We start from the raw sequence: 18271 nt of genomic DNA on the forward strand, positions 1-18271 counted from the left end.
GTTGTTTTTTTGGAATGTTGATACCGTACTTCTATTATATTTTATTCTGAATAAAGCAACTATTGTTTTTAAAAATCTTTGCCGATAGTTTCGACAGGTTTTCAACCGTTATAAACAGTTGTGTTAACAGAAAAGAGTTACCTTTGCGGCAGTGATTGCATTGTGACGAACGAATAACTCCATACGATAAAAAAAGCGTTCTTTTTCATCGTGAACATTTTTCATGGAAGAAGATGATGAAGATAATCGTTTGTTTAATACTTGTTTGCATCCTTATTGTATGGAATAAGGTTTCCGGGTGTTGAAAACAGATGATCCTGTTTCTCTTATTTTGTATAAGGTTTGTTGATTGATGGAAGATTAAAAGGTGATTGGAAAATGAGAAAGCTGAAAATAACAGAATTGAACCGCATCAGTGCGGAAGAGTTTAAAACGGTTGATAAGTTGCCTTTGGTGATTGTGTTGGACAATGTGAGAAGCATGCACAATATCGGTTCGGTGTTTCGCACATCCGATGCGTTTCGTATCGAATGTGTGTATCTGTGCGGTATAACGGCTGTTCCTCCGCATCCCGAAATGCATAAAACGGCTTTGGGAGCTGAGTTCACGGTAGATTGGAAACATGTTGATAACACTGTTGAAGCTGTTGATAACCTTCGTCGCGAAGGATACACGGTTTACTCTGTGGAGCAGGCTGAAGGAAGCGTGATGTTGAACGATCTGGAGCTCGACAAATCGAAAAAGTATGCCGTTGTGATGGGAAACGAAGTGAAAGGCGTTCAGCAGGAAGTTATCGACCATTCCGACGGTTGCATCGAGATTCCTCAATACGGTACGAAGCACTCGTTGAATGTATCGGTCACAGCAGGTATTGTGATTTGGGATTTGTTCAAGAAATTGAGTTTATGAGAGGTCACAATTGCCCGCTTTCCACCTGCAATACGATTCGTTCCACCATCTTGTCTTCCCCTTCGGGATCGTATTCTTTCTTCAGGCTGGCGCCGAACAGGGCGGCGAATGTCTGGTAAAATCCTGCCTTAAAAGGTCCCATGAATGCTTTTACCAGTTCGTAACTGGTTTGGTGGCTTTGCCGGTCTATCAGCTTTATCAACAGTTTTCCCTGCGAAAAAGAGAGTTTTTTCATTTGCGGGGTATATTGTTCTTTCAGTCCTTTTTCCACCCGTTTGATGTGTTTGTTGCGAGCCTTCTCATTGGGCAACGTTTGGAGGTATTCATAAGTTTCGATGATAGCCCGGTTCACCTCTTTGGAAATGGGATATACCTTTTTCACGTTTCTCACCAGTCGGTAATATTCAATCCGTTCCTTTTCGCTTTTGAACGAGAGCGGGCGGAAGATGTACACTGTCTTGAGTTGTACGCACGGTATCGTATCCCCTTCGTAAATACACATCGGAACGAGGTATCCGCGGATGGGCTGTTGTTCCTGCGCCTGCACGCCGGGGCAAAGTAAGGCGACCGACAACCATAGGATGGCTATGGACAGATATTTCTTCACCCTACAAAAATAGAATATTATTTGTTGATAATCAGCTTTGATTGTTTTTTCTCAGGCTCATTAACTTATTTAAACTGCCGGTATTGATTTTCTATCCCGGAGTTCCTATGGAATTGAAATACGGAAATATTGATATTCAGCGTTATTCTCAGAAGTAGTTGCATTCCGTAAAAACGTTTGTTTTTGATTTTCAACTTACTGTTTTTTATTGGTTTTATTGGTGCATGAGAGGTATATGTAATCATCATATAGAGCTGTTTTGTTATTCATATATATCCACCGTGGTAGCCATATATATCTACCGCGCTGAGCATATATATCCACCACGCTGAGTATATATAGTCATCAGTGATGACTATATATGTATGGGATGCTATGAAAATATTTACGCGACAAGTAAATTAATATATTGATTTATTCTTTCCGGAGAGTTTTACTTATTCGGGATGAGCCAATAACCGCTACTCTTATCTATTAATCTGCGGTGTGATAGTGAATTGATCATTGGGAGGGAAGATTGGGCGAACGTTTTTGTGAATGTATATGACCGGGCTAAAGCGTGTGTAAAGCAAACGGCGCAACTTCAGCGTATGTATACGCTATGGAAACGGCTGTCAACTACGAAGTTCAAAGATTCAGCAATGACAGGATATACTTCAGCGTATGTATACGCTATGGAAACAACTGTCAACTATAATGTGAAGGCGAAGTGTTAACTGGAAAAAGACGGAAATAACCGGCTTTTATTATAACAATCCGAATCTTTTTAATTCAATTTTACTGATTCTGGAGTTATGTTTAATTTTCTCACATACTGATGAAATATCTTCTGTGTTCAATGTGCCCAAACTGCTGCTTTTAAGAAGCTTATTCTTTTTTACCGCTTTAATTGAAGAACAATCTATATAACTGTCATGCGAAAGAAATTCATAATCCTTACCTTTAACCGGATGCTGCATAGCTTGTACGAAAGGAGGTAAGTTTATGTTGATATAAGAATTAAAAATAACGCCACCATAAACATTTCCATCATCATCAAAGCCAAGAACGACAAAGTATTTATCACGGCTGGTATCTCCGGGTTTTGGCACTACACCATTGGCTTTGTTCATCGTAATGCGAAATACATCTCCTATTTTAATTTCCGAAGGCTTCATTAAATGCTATCGAATCATTGATGTATTTAATAAGTTCTTCACCGGCGCCACCGTCACGGGCAATATCTCCCGGAGCAATTACATGGCTCCCCTTCTGTGCTCTTGCCTTTTCCCAACAACTTGTATGCGAAGTTTTTTCCAGTTCCGTAAAATTCATTTTCCCGTATTTGGAAATACATTCATCTAAAACTTTTATATCATATTCCGATAAATAATCTGTGTTAGAATCACGTTTGGGTAATAAATAGTAATCTACAACATTAATGTCACTTTTTATATGGGGAAGAATGCTTTTTTGACCTTTAATTGCATTGTATAGTTCCGTTGGAACGGGTCCATGAGGAAGGGCACAGAATTTATCGGTTGTCATCAATTGCCCCCATTCCACCAAAGAACGCTGATTAGCAAAGTACAATATCTTGAACAAGCGATAATAGTCTATACCTCTCGTTTTATTGAGAATATAGAGTACTACTTCTATAATCTTTTGTTGCTCGAACTTTGTCATATACTTATTGCCTAATGGATTGAATTTCTTTTGTTTAGTACAAAGATAGCGCTTTCCCATATAAAATCAAAAAAATCATTCTTATTTAACTTGGTTTCTTGCTTTTGCAGGCATATTGCTGAAAATATTGGCGATTGATATGGTAAAAAAGGAAGAGCTACCCGCAAGGTTTGAAAAAATGTCATTCTTTGGCTTCTAAAAAATATATTCTTTGCTTGCAGTTGGTCGTACTTCATTTATTTTTGCACCGCAAATTAAGTGTTGACCTTGAAAAAAACGAATCTACTGCATGAAAAGAAATCGGCTGATATGGTTGATAAGTATTATGAACAGTGTGTTGATAACTTCCGTTTGTAATGCTCAAGCACCTTCAGAACGTGTTTTAGAAGATATAATTGAAGAATCGTCTGTTAATAACGATGTTGAAGAAATCGATTGGGAAGATGAGTTGGAAGAGCTTTCCCGCCGCCTTCGGGAACCGCTTGATATGAATACGGCTACACGCGAGCAGCTCCGGCAGTTTCCTTTTTTAACCGATCTCCAAATAGAAAATCTGTTGGCTTATATTTATGTAAACGGACCGATGCGGACTGTTTACGAACTGCAATTGGTGGATGGGTTCGACCGCAGAGCAATCGAATATCTGCTGCCTTTCGTCTGTGTGAGAGATATCAACAATCGGGAAGATTTCCGGTGGAAAAGCATGTTGAAAAACAGTCTGAAATATGGTGTGCATGAGGGATTAATTCGTTTGGATATACCGTTTTATAAACGAAAAGGTTATGAACATGCTTACCTCGGGCCTTCTGTTTATAACTCTTTGAAATACGTATTTCGTTATCGGGACAATCTGTATGCGGGAATGACTGCCGAGAAAGATGCCGGAGAGCCTTTCGGAGCTTTACACAACGGGAGGGGATACGATTATTATTCGTTTTATGTTTTTCTTCGTCGCTGCGGACGTCTGAAAGCATTGGCATTGGGCAACTACCGCATAAGTTTCGGGCAGGGGCTTGTGCTCGGTTCCGGATACCTGACGGGGAAGACGGCGTATGCTTTTTCCGGTCAGACCGTTGGGCAGGGTATCCGCAGACATGCCTCTACCGACGAAGTGAACTACTTCAGGGGAGCGGCTGCCACGCTTTCTCTTTCCGACAGATGGAATGTATCGGCTTTTTATTCGCATCGATTGATGGACGGTACGGTTGAGAACGGCGTCATTACTTCCATGTATGGAACGGGCCTGCACCGCAGCCGGAAAGAGGCGGAGAAGAAAGACGCTTTCGCCTTGCAGTCGGCGGGAGGAAACGTTAGTTATGAACAACACCGTATAAAGCTGGGTATAAGCGGGGTTTACTACTTTTTCAACCGGAGTTATGAACCGTTATTAACAGGATATTCACGCTACAGTCTGCACGGACGGAGGTTCTATAATCTGGGGATGGATTATGCTTGTCGCTTCCATCGTTTTTCTGTTCAGGGCGAAACGGCGATGGGAAAACAGGGTTGGGCTTCGCTCAATCGTTTGGAATATTCTCCGGCGCAAGGAACAAAACTGATGTTCATTCATCGCTACTATGCTTACGACTATTGGGCGATGTTTGCCCGTTCGTTTTCCGAAGGAAACAGCGTACAGAATGAAAACGGCTGTTATCTGGCAGTGGAAACCGCTCCGTTCCGCCGTTGGAATTTCTTCGCTTCGTTCGATCTGTTCCGGTTTCCGTGGAAGAAGTACCGGATCAGCAAACCTTCTGCCGGAGCCGACGGACTGTTTCAGGCAACTTTCTCGCCACGGAAGTATCTCACTATGTATCTCCGATACCGTTATAAACAAAAAGAACGGGATGCGACGGGAACGGGCGGAAACGTTACGCAGCCCGTATTTCGCCATCAGCTTCGCTATCGGTTGGATTGCCACCCTTCAGAAGCGATTTCATGCCGCACGACAATGGATTATGTTCATTTCCACGTCAAGGGAGAAACCGCTTCCGTCGGATACCAACTATCGCAAATGCTCTCTTATCGTTTGCCTTGGTTGGCTTTGAAAGCGCAGGTTCAGGGCAGCTATTTTTGTACCGGCGATTACGATTCGCGGGTGTATATTGCCGAAAAAGGGTTGCTTTATACATTCCATACTCCTTCCTTTCAGGGGCGTGGCATGCGGTGGACCGCTCATTTGCGCTACGACCTGAATGAGCATTGGATGCTGATAGCGAAGTTCGGCGAAACCATCTATCGCGACCGTCGCGAAATAGGTTCGGGCAATGATCTGATTAAGGGAAATAAAAAAGCCGACCTGCAGATGCAGTTGCGTATGAAGTTTTAAGCTGTATTTGCAATTAATAGGCTCTTTATCACAATTTGTGTAACTAATTTGGAGAATATTGCACATCCGTCTCTCCCTTGCTTCCTATTTTTGTGCGAATGATAAAGAGGCTTGGACGATAGTTCGTATATAATCTAAGGCTCGAAATAATTGTAGCCGACTCCGAAAATCGGTTGCCGGTAAGTATTAACCAACAAATTCAACAGTATGAGAAACACGCTTAATTTAAGATTCAGCTTTCTTATCGCGTTTCTTTTGTTCATGCCCATGATGATTCATGCCTTTCCTCCGGAAGGCATAACAATCAGAGGCAAGGTGACAGACGAAGCGTTGAAAGAAGCCGTTCCCGGAGCTAACGTAACTGTGAAGGGTACCACCATCGGAACAATCACCGGTTTCGACGGAACTTACAGCATTGTGGTTCCGAGTAAAAAATCGGTATTGGTCTTTTCGTTCATGGGCTATGTCACTCAGGAAATTACAGTGGGAGACAAAAGAACAATCGATGTCAGTTTGAAGGAAGACGCGAATGTGCTCGGAGAGGTGGAAGTCGTTGCTATCGCATACGGTAATCAGGATAAAAACCTGCTTACAAGCGCCGTATCTTCCATCAGTAACAAAGAGCTGATAAAATCGCCGGTGGCAAGTGTCACCAATGTGCTGGCGGGAGCCATGCCCGGTGTTTCGTCGGTGCAGACCAGCGGACAGCCCGGAAAGGATGCCGCAGCTATCTATGTACGCGGTTCGGGCTCGCTGAATGATTCGCAATCCAAACCGTTGATACTGGTAGATGGTGTAGAACGCGAGTTTTCTCAAATCGACCCGAATGAGATTGAAAGCATCTCTATCTTGAAAGATGCCTCTTCTACAGCCGTATTTGGTGTGCGGGGAGCCAACGGCGTGGTTCTGGTGACCACCCGGCGGGGAAAGAGCGGCAAACCGCAAATCAATGTAAGCACGTCGCTGGGCTTGCAACAGCCTATCTCGCTCGTAGAGCAGACCGGAAGCTATGAGTTTGCCCGTTTCTGGAACATCAAGCAGCAACTCGACGGAGTGGCAGACAAGAAGCGTTATTTTACTCCCGAGCAGGTAGAGGCTTATCGCACCGGTTCGGATCCCATTATGTACCCCAGCATGGACTGGAAGAAGTATATCTTCCACGATGTGTATCTACAGAGCAAGAACAACATCAACATATCGGGCGGAAGTGAGGATGTAAAGTATTTCATCTCTATCGGTTACCTCTACCAGAATGGACTTTTAAAAGATCTTCCCGGACAGAAGTACAACAACAACTATCGTTACGACCGTTATAATTATCGTGCCAATATCGACGCCAAGCTAACAAAAACTACGACCATGAAGTTGGGTATCGGCGGTAATCTGGGTAAAACGCAGGAGCCTCGCAGCGTGGTATCCGACACCGGACAAGACCAGAACCCGTGGGTTATCGCACAGATATGGTCGCATCCGTTTGCCGGACCGGGATTTATAGACGGGGTGCGCACGCTGGTTCCGAAAGACCTTGTTCCGCTTGGCGAAGTTCTTCGCGACGGTATGTTCGTCTTCTACGGAAAGGGCTATACGCAAAACTATCGTACCAATTTGAATTTGGATTTGGACATTACTCAAAAAATGGACTTCCTGACGAAAGGCTTGAGCGTTTCCGTAAAAGGAGCGTACGACAATGCCTTCAAACTGTTTAAAAAGCGTCCGGGCGGTGATGTGGAGAGCCAAACCGTTTATTATAAGTCGTATTTCGACTCCAACGGCAATATGCCTGCCACCGATCCGGACTATGATAAGTCGTTGATTTATCTGCCTTCCGGCAGCGACACACCGCTGGGCTACGCCGAAGAGCGGGGACGCGACCAGAACTGGTATATAGAAGGGCGTGTGAACTACGAACGCGCTTTCGGGAACCACAAAGTTTCCGGGCTTTTGCTGTATAATCAGTCACGCGATTACTACCCCGACGCATATACCTATATTCCCAGAAGCTATATCGGTTTTGTCGGCCGGGCTACTTACAGCTACTTGAGTAAATACCTGTTCGATGTAAACGTGGGTTACAACGGTTCTGAAAACTTCGCTCCCGGAAAGAACCGTTTCGGGATTTTTCCCGCATTCTCCGCCGGATGGGTGGCAAGCGCGGAGAAGTTCATGGCCAACCAGCATGTGGTGGATTATCTGAAACTAAGACTCTCGTGGGGACGCGTGGGTAGCGATAAAGGCATCGACTCCCGCTTCATGTATATGCCTGCCGTTTGGCAACAATCGGGCGGATACAGCTTCGGAGTGAATACACCCGAAAATTCTCCCGCTTTTGGAATCACTAAAATAGGTAATCCGCATGTGACTTGGGAAACCGCCGACAAGCAGAATTACGGTATAGACGTTAAGTTTCTCGACAATCGCTTGTCGCTCAATTTCGACTATTTCATGGAGCGCCGTACGGGGATTCTCATCACTCCCGAATCCACTCCTGCCATCATCGCCACTTCCTTACCCAATTCAAATATAGGTAAAGTGAATAATCACGGTTACGAAGTGGCTCTCGGATGGAACGACGCGATAGGAAAGGATTTCAATTATTACATGAACGCCAATGTGTCTTTTGCGCGCAATAAAATCATTTACCGCGACGAAGTACCCAAGCAGTTCAACTATATGAATGTGACGGGAGGATCCACCGGACGCCAGACCAATGTATATAAATATATCCGCCTTTACCAGCAGGACGACTTTATAAAGGATGCAGAAAGCGGGCTGACCTTGAAACCCGAACTTCCACAGCCGTACCAGAAGGTATATCCGGGTGACGCGATGTATGCCGACCTCAACGGAGACAACATTGTGGATGGGAAAGACAGGTGTGTGGCAGGATACGCTACCCGCCCCGAATATACATTCGGTTTGAACATGGGATGCAACTGGAAGGGATTCAGTTTCTCCATGCAATGGGCGGGCGCCGCCAACGTTAGCCGGATGTACGATATCGAATATCGTATTCCGTTCACTAACGCCGGCAAGCGCGGCTTGCTGACTTACTTCTACAATGATTGCTGGACTCCCGAAAACCAATTGGGAGCTGTTTATCCGCGTCCGGCAGAAGAATCGGAAAGCTGGAACTCCGAGCCTTCTACCTTATGGTTACAGGATGCTTCTTATCTCAGGTTGAAAAGTTTGAACGTAGGATATACCATTAGCGGCAACCGCCTCCTGAAGAAGGTGGGAGTCAAATCTCTCGGAATCACCTTTAGCGGTTATAACCTGTTGACGTTCTCTCCGCTCAAGTATATCGATCCGGAGAGCAACCCCGACCGGTTGGGAGATTATCCGTTAATCAAACTGTATAGTTTCGGTTTAAATCTTAACTTCTAAAAAAGACGACTTATGAATAGCATATTAAAAGGTTTTGGAGTTGCGTTGGGCTGCGCGCTGATGGCGTCTTGCTCCGAGATAAGTTTCGGAGACAGCTTTCTGGGCAAACAGCCGGAAAGCTCCGGCGCCACTACCGAAGAGATGTTCTCTTCGAAAGAGAATGCGGAGAAGGTGCTGACAAAGGCTTATACCGGATTGAGTTACGGATTGCCTACCGCTTCGGATTATAAGCTGGGAGGAAATATACTCGAATCTATTACCGACTTGTGTTACAGCTTCCGTGATAATATAAGCGACGGTCCGGTGAAGCTCTATTATAACGGGGCTTTAGGAGCCAACAACGTACCAAGGAATTCGGCTTACAGGTTTGGAGCCAAATCGGATTGGACTACGATACGCTATGCCTGGCTGTATATTGAAAACATAGGAAAGGTTCCCAACATCTCCGATGCTGAAAAGAACGAAGGAGTGGCAGAGGCCAAAACACTGATCGCGCTCTCTTATTTCGAAATGTTGAGGTATGTAGGAGGGGTGACTTGGTTGGACCATTATGTGGATGTGAATGAAGCCTTGAATTTCCCGCGGATTGGATTTGCGGAAACAGTGGAAAAGATAGTGGCATTGCTCGATGAAGCCATCCCCACTTTGAAGTGGAAGCAGGACGATATTAATGACGGGCGGATGAGCAAAGCCGGAGCGATGGCATTGAAATTCAAAGTACTTCACTGGGCTGCCAGTCCCGCTTTCAACTCCGATAAGAAATGGCATCCGGAAGCCGATAAATACACGTGTTACGGAAATTATAACGCGCAACGCTGGAAAGATGCCGAAACGGCAGGCAGGGAGTTCTTCGAGGAAATAGAGAAACAAAACGGCTATAAATTGATTCTCCCTTCGGCGAATACTCATCAGGCAAGACGTGCGGCTTATCGCAAAGCTTATTATGACCGTGGCGGAACGGAAGTGCTGATCTCGGTACGAAAAGGCTACCTTCCCGCTACACATGCCGATTTTATCGACCAGCGATACTATACCGGGCCTACACTGAATTATGTTGACATGTTTCCTTGGGAAGACGGTTCGGACTTTCCGGAAGATTTCAATTGGAAGTCGCCTTCCCGCCAACCGTTCTTTAAATATTCCGAAAGCGAAAGCATGGTGCCTACCCGCGATCCGCGACTGTATGAAAACGTAGCCTGTCCCGGTGATACGTATTGTGACGGAACTACCGCGCCTGTATACATGAACCATGCTTCCTACAAATCGGGTAGCGGATTCCTGATTATGAAATATATCTTGCAGGAAAACGGAGACCGCGCCAACCGCCCCGTACAATGGCCGCACACCCGGCTGGCAGAAATCATGCTGGGGTATGCGGAGGCCATCAACGAGGTCAATGGACGCCCGAACGACCGGGCTTATCAATTGGTGAATGACGTACGTGAGAGAGTGGGGCTTTCGAAACTTCGTCCGGGAATGAACCGCGAGCAGTTTTTGGAGGCGGTGCTCAGGGAAAGAGCTTTGGAATTGGGATTCGAAGAGGTGCGTTGGTTCGATTTGGTGCGCAGAGACCGTCAGAGCGATTTCAAGAAGAAGTTGTACGGGCTGAAAAGCAGGGGGAATGATCTGAATCATCCTACGGCATTCACTTTTGAAAAGGTAACACTCCCCGACCGCTATTGGGTGGCCAACTGGGATACGAAATGGTATCTGGCCCCGATTCCGCAAGACGAAATCAACAAGAAATACGGAATGACTCAAAATCCGGGTTGGTAAATAGCATGTTAACTAATATTGATTGAAGAAATGAATAAACTGAATTATATATTAACCACTCTGCTTCTGGGAGGAGCGGTTTCCGCGAATGCGCAATCATCGGTTGTGGCTTCGGAAAGCAAGCTGCCCGATACGTTAAGTGTCGGTTACCAAATGAATGTATCTTCCCTGACAAGCAGTTATTCTGTAAGCGGAGTCAATGCTTCCGCTTTTGAGAAGTCTCCGCATGTGGATGTCAGTAAAGCTCTGTACGGGAAAATAGCCGGCTTGAACGTATATCAGGGAACGGGAGCGTCGCCCGACAACCTGTCGGGCCTGTCCATTCACCGGAATGCACCTTTGGTCTTGGTAGACGGATATCCGCGAAACATTGATGATATCACGTCGATGGAAATAGAGTCGTGCTATATCCTCAAGGATGCAGCCGCGGCAGCTCTTTACGGAATGAGAGGAGCCAACGGTGTGGTGCTGATTACTACCAAGCGGGGTGCGAACGCTCGTCTGAAAGTGAAAGTGGATTATAACTTTGGCGTGAACAGCCGGTTTCGCTCACCGGAGTTTGCCGATGCTTACACCTATGCCAAAGCGTTGAATACGGCATTGGCAGCCGATGGATTGGAAGAACGTTATAACGTGCAGGAACTGGACGCGTTTCAAACGGGAATTTATCCGTACGAATATCCCAATGTAGACTGGTGGAAAGAGATTCTGAATAAAAACGGATTTACGCACAACCTGAAAATGTCGTTCAACGGAGGCAATGAGAAGTTCCGTTATTTCACCGTAATCGATTATTATCGCGACCGGTCTATGTTGAAAAAGAATACGGAAGATGACCGTTATGACACCAATCCTACCGACACACGGTTGCTTCTGCGCACCAATATCGATGTGAATATCACCGAAGGAACGTATCTGAAAGCGGGAATAGTAGGAAAACTGCATGAGACGAACGGTACGCATTACGGACGAAATGCCATCTTCCGGCCTGTTTACCGGACTCCTTCGGCGGCATTCCCTATCCGTTATGCCAATGGCATATATGGAGGAAGCGCCGTTTACGGAGAGAAGAACCCCGTAGCGTTGTTGAAAGACTACGGTCACATAAGGAGTATGTATGGAACACTATTGGCCGATTTGAGCCTTCGCCAGAAGCTGAATATGCTGACTCAGGGCTTAGCGGCGGAAGTATCCGTTTCGTTCGATAACATCGGGGGCATGCAGGAGAGTAGCAGAAAAGAATACCGCTACATGAATGCCAACGCCCGGATTACAGATGACGGAACATTGGTGACTACTCCGAAAGTATATGGAAAAGATTCTGAAACACTTGGGCATAGCCAGCCTTTCGAAAGCTTGTTGATGAGAAGCGACCTTCAGGCGAAAATAGATTATCGCCGCGCTTTCGGCAGGCACGAAATCGGCGGAGCGTTGATATACGATATGCAGTCGGTTGTGAAGCACGGAAGAAACAATACCGCCAAAAACCAGTCGGTGATTGTAAATGCCTCCTATATTTACGACAACCGCTACAGCATCAATGCGGTTTTCAATCGTTCCGGTTCGGCTTACCTGCCGGATGGGGATAAATTCGATAACTATCCCGCCCTTTCTGCCGCATGGGTAGTGTCTAACGAAGCGTTTATGAAAAAGATTCTTCCGGTCGATTTGCTTAAACTTCGCGCTTCTTACGGATTGTCAGGCTGGGATGGAAATCTAACTCACGAGTTGTGGCGGCAAGCTTATGGAGGCAGCGGAACCGGATACAACTTCGGAGCCAATGCAGCACAGGTATGGGGTGGTAGCGAAGGAGATCTGCCTGTTACAGGGCTGGTGGCCGAGAGGTCGGAAAAAGCGACGATAGGTGTGGATCTCGCAGCTTTCCGCAACCGATTGAATGTAAGCGTGGAAGGATTTTATGAAAAGCGTTCGGATGTGTTGGTGCCGGGTTCGAACTCTACTTCCGGAATTATTGGCATCGGTGTAGGGAAGGTGAATGAAGGAATCTATAAGTACAAGGGTTTCGATCTTGCTTTGGGATGGAATGACCAAATCGGGGATTTCCGATACGGTGCGGGAGCTACGATGTCTTATCTCGATTCTGAAGTGGTAAATGAGAATCAGGCTTATCAGGAGCACGATTACTTGTACACAAAGGGAAATCGTGTGGGACAAAGGTATGGCTTGGAAGTTATCGGCTTTTTCAACAGCCGTCAGGAGATTAACAATAGTCCGAGACAGACATTCTCTCAGGTATCGCCCGGAGATGTGAAGTACAAAGACCAGAACGGCGATAACATTATCGACGAAAAAGACGTTGTTCGCATGTTCGGCTCGTCCATCCCCCGTTGCTACTTCGGATTTAACGTAAATCTGGGTTATAAACGGTTCGAAGTTTCCGCCGATTTCCAAGGGATGACGGGAGTAACTGTTTCGTTGCTCGACAGTCCGCTCTACCGTCCGCTTGTGGATAACGGAAACATTTCGCACACTTTCCTTAAAGAAGAAGTGTATTGGACTGCAGAGAATAAGGCGGGCGCCACTATGCCCCGGCTCACCACTCTCGAGAACATGAACAACTATCGCGCCAGTTCGCTTTGGTATCGCGACGGGTCGTTCATCAAACTGCGCAACCTGCTGGTGGCTTATACTTTCCCGAAATCGCAAACACGGTTTGCCGATTTGAAAGTGTTTGTGCAAGGAACCAATCTGTTTTCGCTGGATAACATCGGCTTTGCCGATCCCGAACAACTCGGAATCGCTTATCCGTCGACGAAAAGCTATTGGGCGGGTATTAAACTGAATTTCTAATGCAAACTAACTGATGAATGCTATGAGAGTAAAATACATTATCATGACTATATGGTCTTCGTTGTTGTTGGCTTCATGCAACTATCTCGATTTCGATGAGACAAGCGGACTGAAAACAAAAGAAGACATGTACAAATATTTCGGAAGCACCGAGAATATGCTTACCCATGTATATTCATTCATGCCACAGGGATGCCGCTGGTTCGGAACTTCGGGAGCTTTATACCCTGAAGGGTACGGAATGCGTGATTGCGCTTCCGACGACGGAGAGTTCGGAGCGGTAGCGGAACCCGTGCAAAATGTGAACAACGGCAACTGGTCGCCGATTAAGACTTACGATGATGCGTGGATGCTGTACAATGGCATACGTGCCGCCAACAGTTTTATTGAAGACATTGCCAAAGTCGATTTCTCGCGTTACGAGTACAATGGGAATTATAAGAACTGGATGAAGAAGCTGAAGTATTTCCCCTACGAGGCGAGGGTGCTGCGGGCGTATTACTTTTTTGAACTGGCGCGCCGCTACGGCGATATTGCCATGCCCTTGAAGGTTCTGAATAAAGAGGAGGCGAATACGATCGGAAAAACTCCATTCGATGAGGTGATCCGCTTCATTGTCGACGAATGTGAAGAAGCGGCAGAGAATTTGCCCGAGAGCTATGCCAACGAACCCGACAAGCAGGTGGGACGCATAACGAAAGGCTTTGCCATGGCGGTGAAATCGAAGGCTTTGCTCTATGCCGCCAGCAAGCTGCACAACCCTTCGATGGACGCTGAAAGATGGAAACAGTCGACTAAAGCGGCACTGGATATAATGGAAACCGGGTTGTATGCTCTCTCTTCACAGGAGAGCGCCAATAATGTTGCTTCTACCGAAGTGGTCCTGATGCGCATGAATTCCGAATCGGCAAACTTCGAATTGTATAATTTTCCTATCCGGTTCACCGAAGGGAGACGTGGCTCAGGTATGATTGCTTACGGCAATTTCCCTTCCCAGAATCTTGTAGATGCTTTTGAGACGGTAAACGGCTATAAAGTGACTTTGGAAGATAAAGGTTGGGTCTGCGCCGATCCGCAGTTTGATGCGCAGAATCCTTACGCTAATCGTGACCCGCGCTTCTACCGGGTGGTTCTGGCCAACGGATCGAAGTTCAAAGAAAGCACTATCGAGACCTTCGAGGGTGGAAAAGACTGTTTCCCGGTAACGCAAGGCGGCTCTCCTACCGGATATTACCTGCGCAAATACATTCAGGAGACTACGAGCTTTACGCCCGACAAGGAAGTAAGCAACAAGCATCATTGGGTGATTTACCGTTATGCGGAAACGTTGCTCACGTATGCCGAATCGATGATAAACGCTTTCGGTGATGCAAACTATACGGACGGTGTGTATAAGCATTCCGCTCTATGGGCGCTCAATGAGGTGCGAAAGAATGCAGGCATGCCCGCAATCCCTTCGTGCGACAAAGATGAGTTCATCCGGCGTTTGTACAACGAGTGGCGGGTAGAGTTTGCTTTCGAAGATCACCGCTTTTGGGATGTGAGAAGGTGGAAGATTGCCGATTCTACACAAAGGGAACTATACGGTGTAAAAATAGAAAAGAAGCAGGACGGTAGTTTCTCTTTTTACAGAAACCTTTACGAAATCCGCAAGTGGAGGGACTGCATGTATCTGTATCCCATTCCGCAAAGCGAGTTGTATAAAAATAAGAACTTGAATCCTCAAAACGCAGGATGGTAATCAATTTGTTTAATCCAATAGTTTAAAGACGTATGAAAAAGTTATATAACAACACATTATTGCAACTGATTTTTGCCTTGTGCGCATTCAGTTTCACCGCTTGTCAGGAGTTCGATATCGACTCTCAACCGGAAGGTCCGCTCAATATCCGCATCGATGCGCAAGACGCGTATACCGTAACGGCTACTTCACCCAGCAATGTGGTTTTCAATATCAGCTCCAACACTCCGTGGACAATCAGCAGCGACCGGCAATGGTGCAAGGCTACTCCCGCCATGAGCGCGTCCAGCTCGCTGGTTTCGGAAATTGTGGTGACAACGGAGCCGAATACCGGAAAACAGTCGCGTACAGCTACGCTGACAATCAAAGCCGAAGGCATCGAAGAAGCAAGGGTAATCACCATCACGCAAGCTTCGAAAGAAAATCTGGTGGTGATTCCTTACGACGGAATGGTTCCCACCGAAGGCGGAAAAATCTCTTTCAACATCATTTCGAATAAACCTTGGGAGATTATTCCTTCCACTCAGTTCCTCGAAAACATTGACAAGGCTTCCGGGCAAGGGAATGAGAGCGGAGAGAAAGAAAGTATCAGCATCACTCTTCCCGAAAATCCGGGTGCGCGGAGAAGCGGCACACTTACCGTGAAGACCGATTATGAAGAGTTTACCTTCACTGTTCATCAGGATGGAGTGGTAATTGAGCAGGAAGAGCCTTCGGAAAGCGGAACAATTGACTTCGGCTGGAACGAATCGGAAAAAGTGGTGAAAGTGCGGGCGAATAAGGCTTGGAAGGTGAAAGTGCCCGAAGAGTTTGCTGCTTGGATGAGAGCGGAAGCTCTGAACGAATCGGAACTGAAGATATCTGTGAAGCCCAGCAACCGGTTGGTTACCCGGAAGGCACATGTGTTGCTGTCGACAGTAGACATTATTCCGGGCTTTGAGGGAGTATCTTTCGGAATCACGCAACGCCCGCAGTTCTGGTTCAGTGCGGCCGGTGAAAACTATACAGTGGACGAGCAAACCGGAAATGTGAAAATGAAGGCAGTTGTAAACAACAATATCGTTTCCAACTATGCGTTCAGGAAAGGACGCCTGAGTTTCGAATTCGCAGAAATGAACCTGACGGGAAAATCGCGCTTGGTATTCAATATGTGGCCGAACAAGGGAAATACCAACTTCCATTTCTGGCTGAGGTCGGATGCTCCATGCCAGTACACATGCGGCGGCAGCGGGTTTGCGTGGCAGCAGAAAACCTTCAAGCTGACAGCGGAACAAGTGAACGCGATTCGCAAGATAGATTTTTATGTGGAAAACGATCCGGATAATGCCGGCAAGCTGAGATTGAGACTGGTGATCGACGGGACGGAGATGGCCGTGCTCGGCAATAAGAGCAACTGTTACGAGGAAGATCCCGACAATAATCCGGGGCAAATGGTGAATCTTCAGATCACAGTAGCGGAACCTGACGATTACTATGTGATTAAGAGCATCACCCACGAACCTGCGGAGTGATTTTAAAAAGCTAAAAACGAAAAGATTATGAAACTTGTGAAATATAGAACAGCATTATTGGGCTTTTCGCTCTTTGCTCTTTGGGGGATGTCTCTCTTGCTGCAAAGTTGTAAAGATGATGAGAAAGCCGAGAAATGGGTCGACTTGCGTTACAGGGTGGAAGATGCTTACTTGTTGGAAGCCAAAAATCCCGAGCCGGTTTCTTTCCTTGTCAAATCGACCGATCCTTGGGAAGTGTTCGGCAAATACGATTGGTACGCTATCTCGCCCGCTAAGGGCGAGGCGGGTGAGACTTATACGGTAACCATCACCTGCAAAGAAAATACGGAGCTCGACGACCGGACGGATACCATCAGTATCAAAAGCGACTATTGGACGGGCAAACGGTTTGTGCTTACGCAAAAGGGCATCGCCTATCTCGATGTGGAAGGCGTGGAGATGATTGGAAGGGAAGGAGAGGAGATGGCATTCGATGTGCTCAGCAATCAGAAATGGACGGCGAAGGTAACGGAAGGCGCTGTTTGGCTGAAACTCCGCTCGGGGATGTCCGGCGAACAGAATGGGAAAGTTGTAGTGTCCGCTTCTCCCAATACGGGCGAGCAGCGCACGGGCGTAGTGACCATATACGATCGCCACGGTAAGGTGGCGCGCGAAGTAGCGTGTACACAAGACGGTGTTTTGCTGACTCCCGCAACTCCCGAAAACGGAAAATGGTTTGCCGTGTACGAGAAAGCGCAGCAACTGGTGATTCCTGTGGAGTCGAACGCAGAATGGAGCGTATCTAAAGAGAATGAGGCAGATGACGACTGGTACGAGTTTGAAAAGACTTCGTTCAGCGGTTCCGCCAATCTGGTAATCAATGTATCCGAACACAAAGGTTCCAGCGTGCGTACAGGGATAATCGTGCTCACTACCAAAGCTGACGAGGGAGCTACTCCGCTTGTGAAAACAGTGAAGTTCAAACAAGCCAATCCGAAGATTCCGGTGGTGAAAGAGGTGAACCGTACCATCAGCGGAGATTTCTACGGTCCGGGCGGCTTGATGCCGGGACGCTACAATTTCTATCTGGAGCCGTTTGGCAATACACGCGTCAATCTGTTCTTTATCTGGAGCGGAAGCAACCCGTATGCGGAATTGCGTTTCCATGTGCTGAACAAGAAAACGAGCCTGAGCACTACCCCTTGGTGCGGCGATGTGTTTAGCGAGAACAGCAATTGTATCCGCGACGTAGATACCGGGAAGCCGAATGTGTTGTCGTTCGATATTCAGAAGGCGGTCGCCCCGAATGATCCGTCTAAGGCATGGATTTATACCGAATGGATACTCAACGATGTGGTGATAGCCAAGGCAACCAGCGACGGTATAACCGATTCGAACGGTTCGAGCGATACATGGAAAGTTCCGTTCGACCAGATCAGCGCCGGGGGAACCTTCTTGCTGCGCGCGTCAGGAGGAAGCGTAGTGCTTACGAAGTGGGAGTACATCGCTCCGCTGGTTTGGGGAGATTAAAGCATCGGCAACCGATATATGAATCAATAAAA

The 18271-nt window shown here is 46.6% G+C and carries 12 protein-coding genes; 8 read left to right on the plus strand and 4 right to left on the minus strand.

Annotated elements, in window-relative coordinates; genetic code table 11:
• The first annotated feature begins 378 nt into the window (after window positions 1–378).
• Window positions 379–909, plus strand: coding sequence for an RNA methyltransferase (locus GGR07_RS06700; RefSeq protein ID WP_034543223.1), 531 nt, complete (start codon window positions 379–381; stop codon window positions 907–909).
• Between the two features lie 4 nt (window positions 910–913).
• Here GGR07_RS06700 and GGR07_RS06705 read toward each other — a convergent pair whose 3' ends face one another.
• The 4 genes from GGR07_RS06705 to GGR07_RS06720 form a co-directional block, all read right to left on the minus strand.
• A complete protein-coding gene (locus GGR07_RS06705; RefSeq protein ID WP_051990610.1) occupies window positions 914–1516 on the minus strand; it encodes a DUF4294 domain-containing protein in 603 nt (200 codons plus the stop codon).
• Window positions 1517–2262: 746 nt separating this feature from the next.
• Window positions 2263–2673 (minus strand): hypothetical protein, encoded by a 411-nt coding sequence (locus GGR07_RS06710; protein ID WP_034543224.1) that lies wholly within the window; start codon window positions 2671–2673, stop codon window positions 2263–2265.
• On the minus strand, window positions 2654–3181 hold the full coding sequence (locus tag GGR07_RS06715) for a Panacea domain-containing protein (RefSeq protein WP_034543236.1): 528 nt from the start codon (window positions 3179–3181) through the stop codon (window positions 2654–2656). The genes GGR07_RS06710 and GGR07_RS06715 overlap by 20 nt, the downstream gene beginning before the upstream one ends.
• 11 nt (window positions 3182–3192) lie before the next feature.
• Window positions 3193–3417 carry a hypothetical protein gene (locus GGR07_RS06720; RefSeq protein ID WP_021644279.1) on the minus strand — a complete coding sequence of 75 codons (225 nt, stop codon included), beginning with the start codon at window positions 3415–3417 and terminating at the stop codon, window positions 3193–3195.
• Between the two features lie 53 nt (window positions 3418–3470).
• Between GGR07_RS06720 and GGR07_RS06725 the strand changes: the two genes are divergently transcribed.
• From GGR07_RS06725 to GGR07_RS06755, 7 genes are all read left to right on the plus strand, one after another.
• Window positions 3471–5507: a helix-hairpin-helix domain-containing protein gene (locus tag GGR07_RS06725; protein WP_021644278.1), complete on the plus strand. Its 2037-nt coding sequence runs from the start codon at window positions 3471–3473 to the stop codon at window positions 5505–5507.
• Window positions 5508–5714: 207 nt separating this feature from the next.
• Window positions 5715–8891: a SusC/RagA family TonB-linked outer membrane protein gene (locus GGR07_RS06730; RefSeq protein WP_021644277.1), complete on the plus strand. Its 3177-nt coding sequence runs from the start codon at window positions 5715–5717 to the stop codon at window positions 8889–8891.
• A 12-nt stretch (window positions 8892–8903) separates the two neighbouring features.
• Window positions 8904–10667, plus strand: a complete 1764-nt coding sequence (locus tag GGR07_RS06735) for a RagB/SusD family nutrient uptake outer membrane protein (protein ID WP_122056436.1) — start codon at window positions 8904–8906, stop codon at window positions 10665–10667.
• A gap of 30 nt (window positions 10668–10697) precedes the next feature.
• Entirely contained in the window at window positions 10698–13478 is a 2781-nt protein-coding gene (locus GGR07_RS06740; protein WP_122056435.1) for a SusC/RagA family TonB-linked outer membrane protein, read from the plus strand.
• A 22-nt stretch (window positions 13479–13500) separates the two neighbouring features.
• Complete coding sequence (locus GGR07_RS06745; RefSeq protein WP_034543237.1) at window positions 13501–15219, plus strand: RagB/SusD family nutrient uptake outer membrane protein; 1719 nt, start codon at window positions 13501–13503, stop codon at window positions 15217–15219.
• Window positions 15220–15251: 32 nt separating this feature from the next.
• Window positions 15252–16730, plus strand: coding sequence for a BACON domain-containing protein (locus GGR07_RS06750; protein WP_051990611.1), 1479 nt, complete (start codon window positions 15252–15254; stop codon window positions 16728–16730).
• Window positions 16731–16757: 27 nt separating this feature from the next.
• Window positions 16758–18239: a BACON domain-containing protein gene (locus GGR07_RS06755; RefSeq protein ID WP_034543225.1), complete on the plus strand. Its 1482-nt coding sequence runs from the start codon at window positions 16758–16760 to the stop codon at window positions 18237–18239.
• Window positions 18240–18271 lie beyond the last annotated feature (32 nt).

Origin of the sequence: Bacteroides pyogenes (genome assembly GCF_014196225.1) — a bacterium.
Classification (GTDB): domain Bacteria; phylum Bacteroidota; class Bacteroidia; order Bacteroidales; family Bacteroidaceae; genus Bacteroides; species Bacteroides pyogenes_A.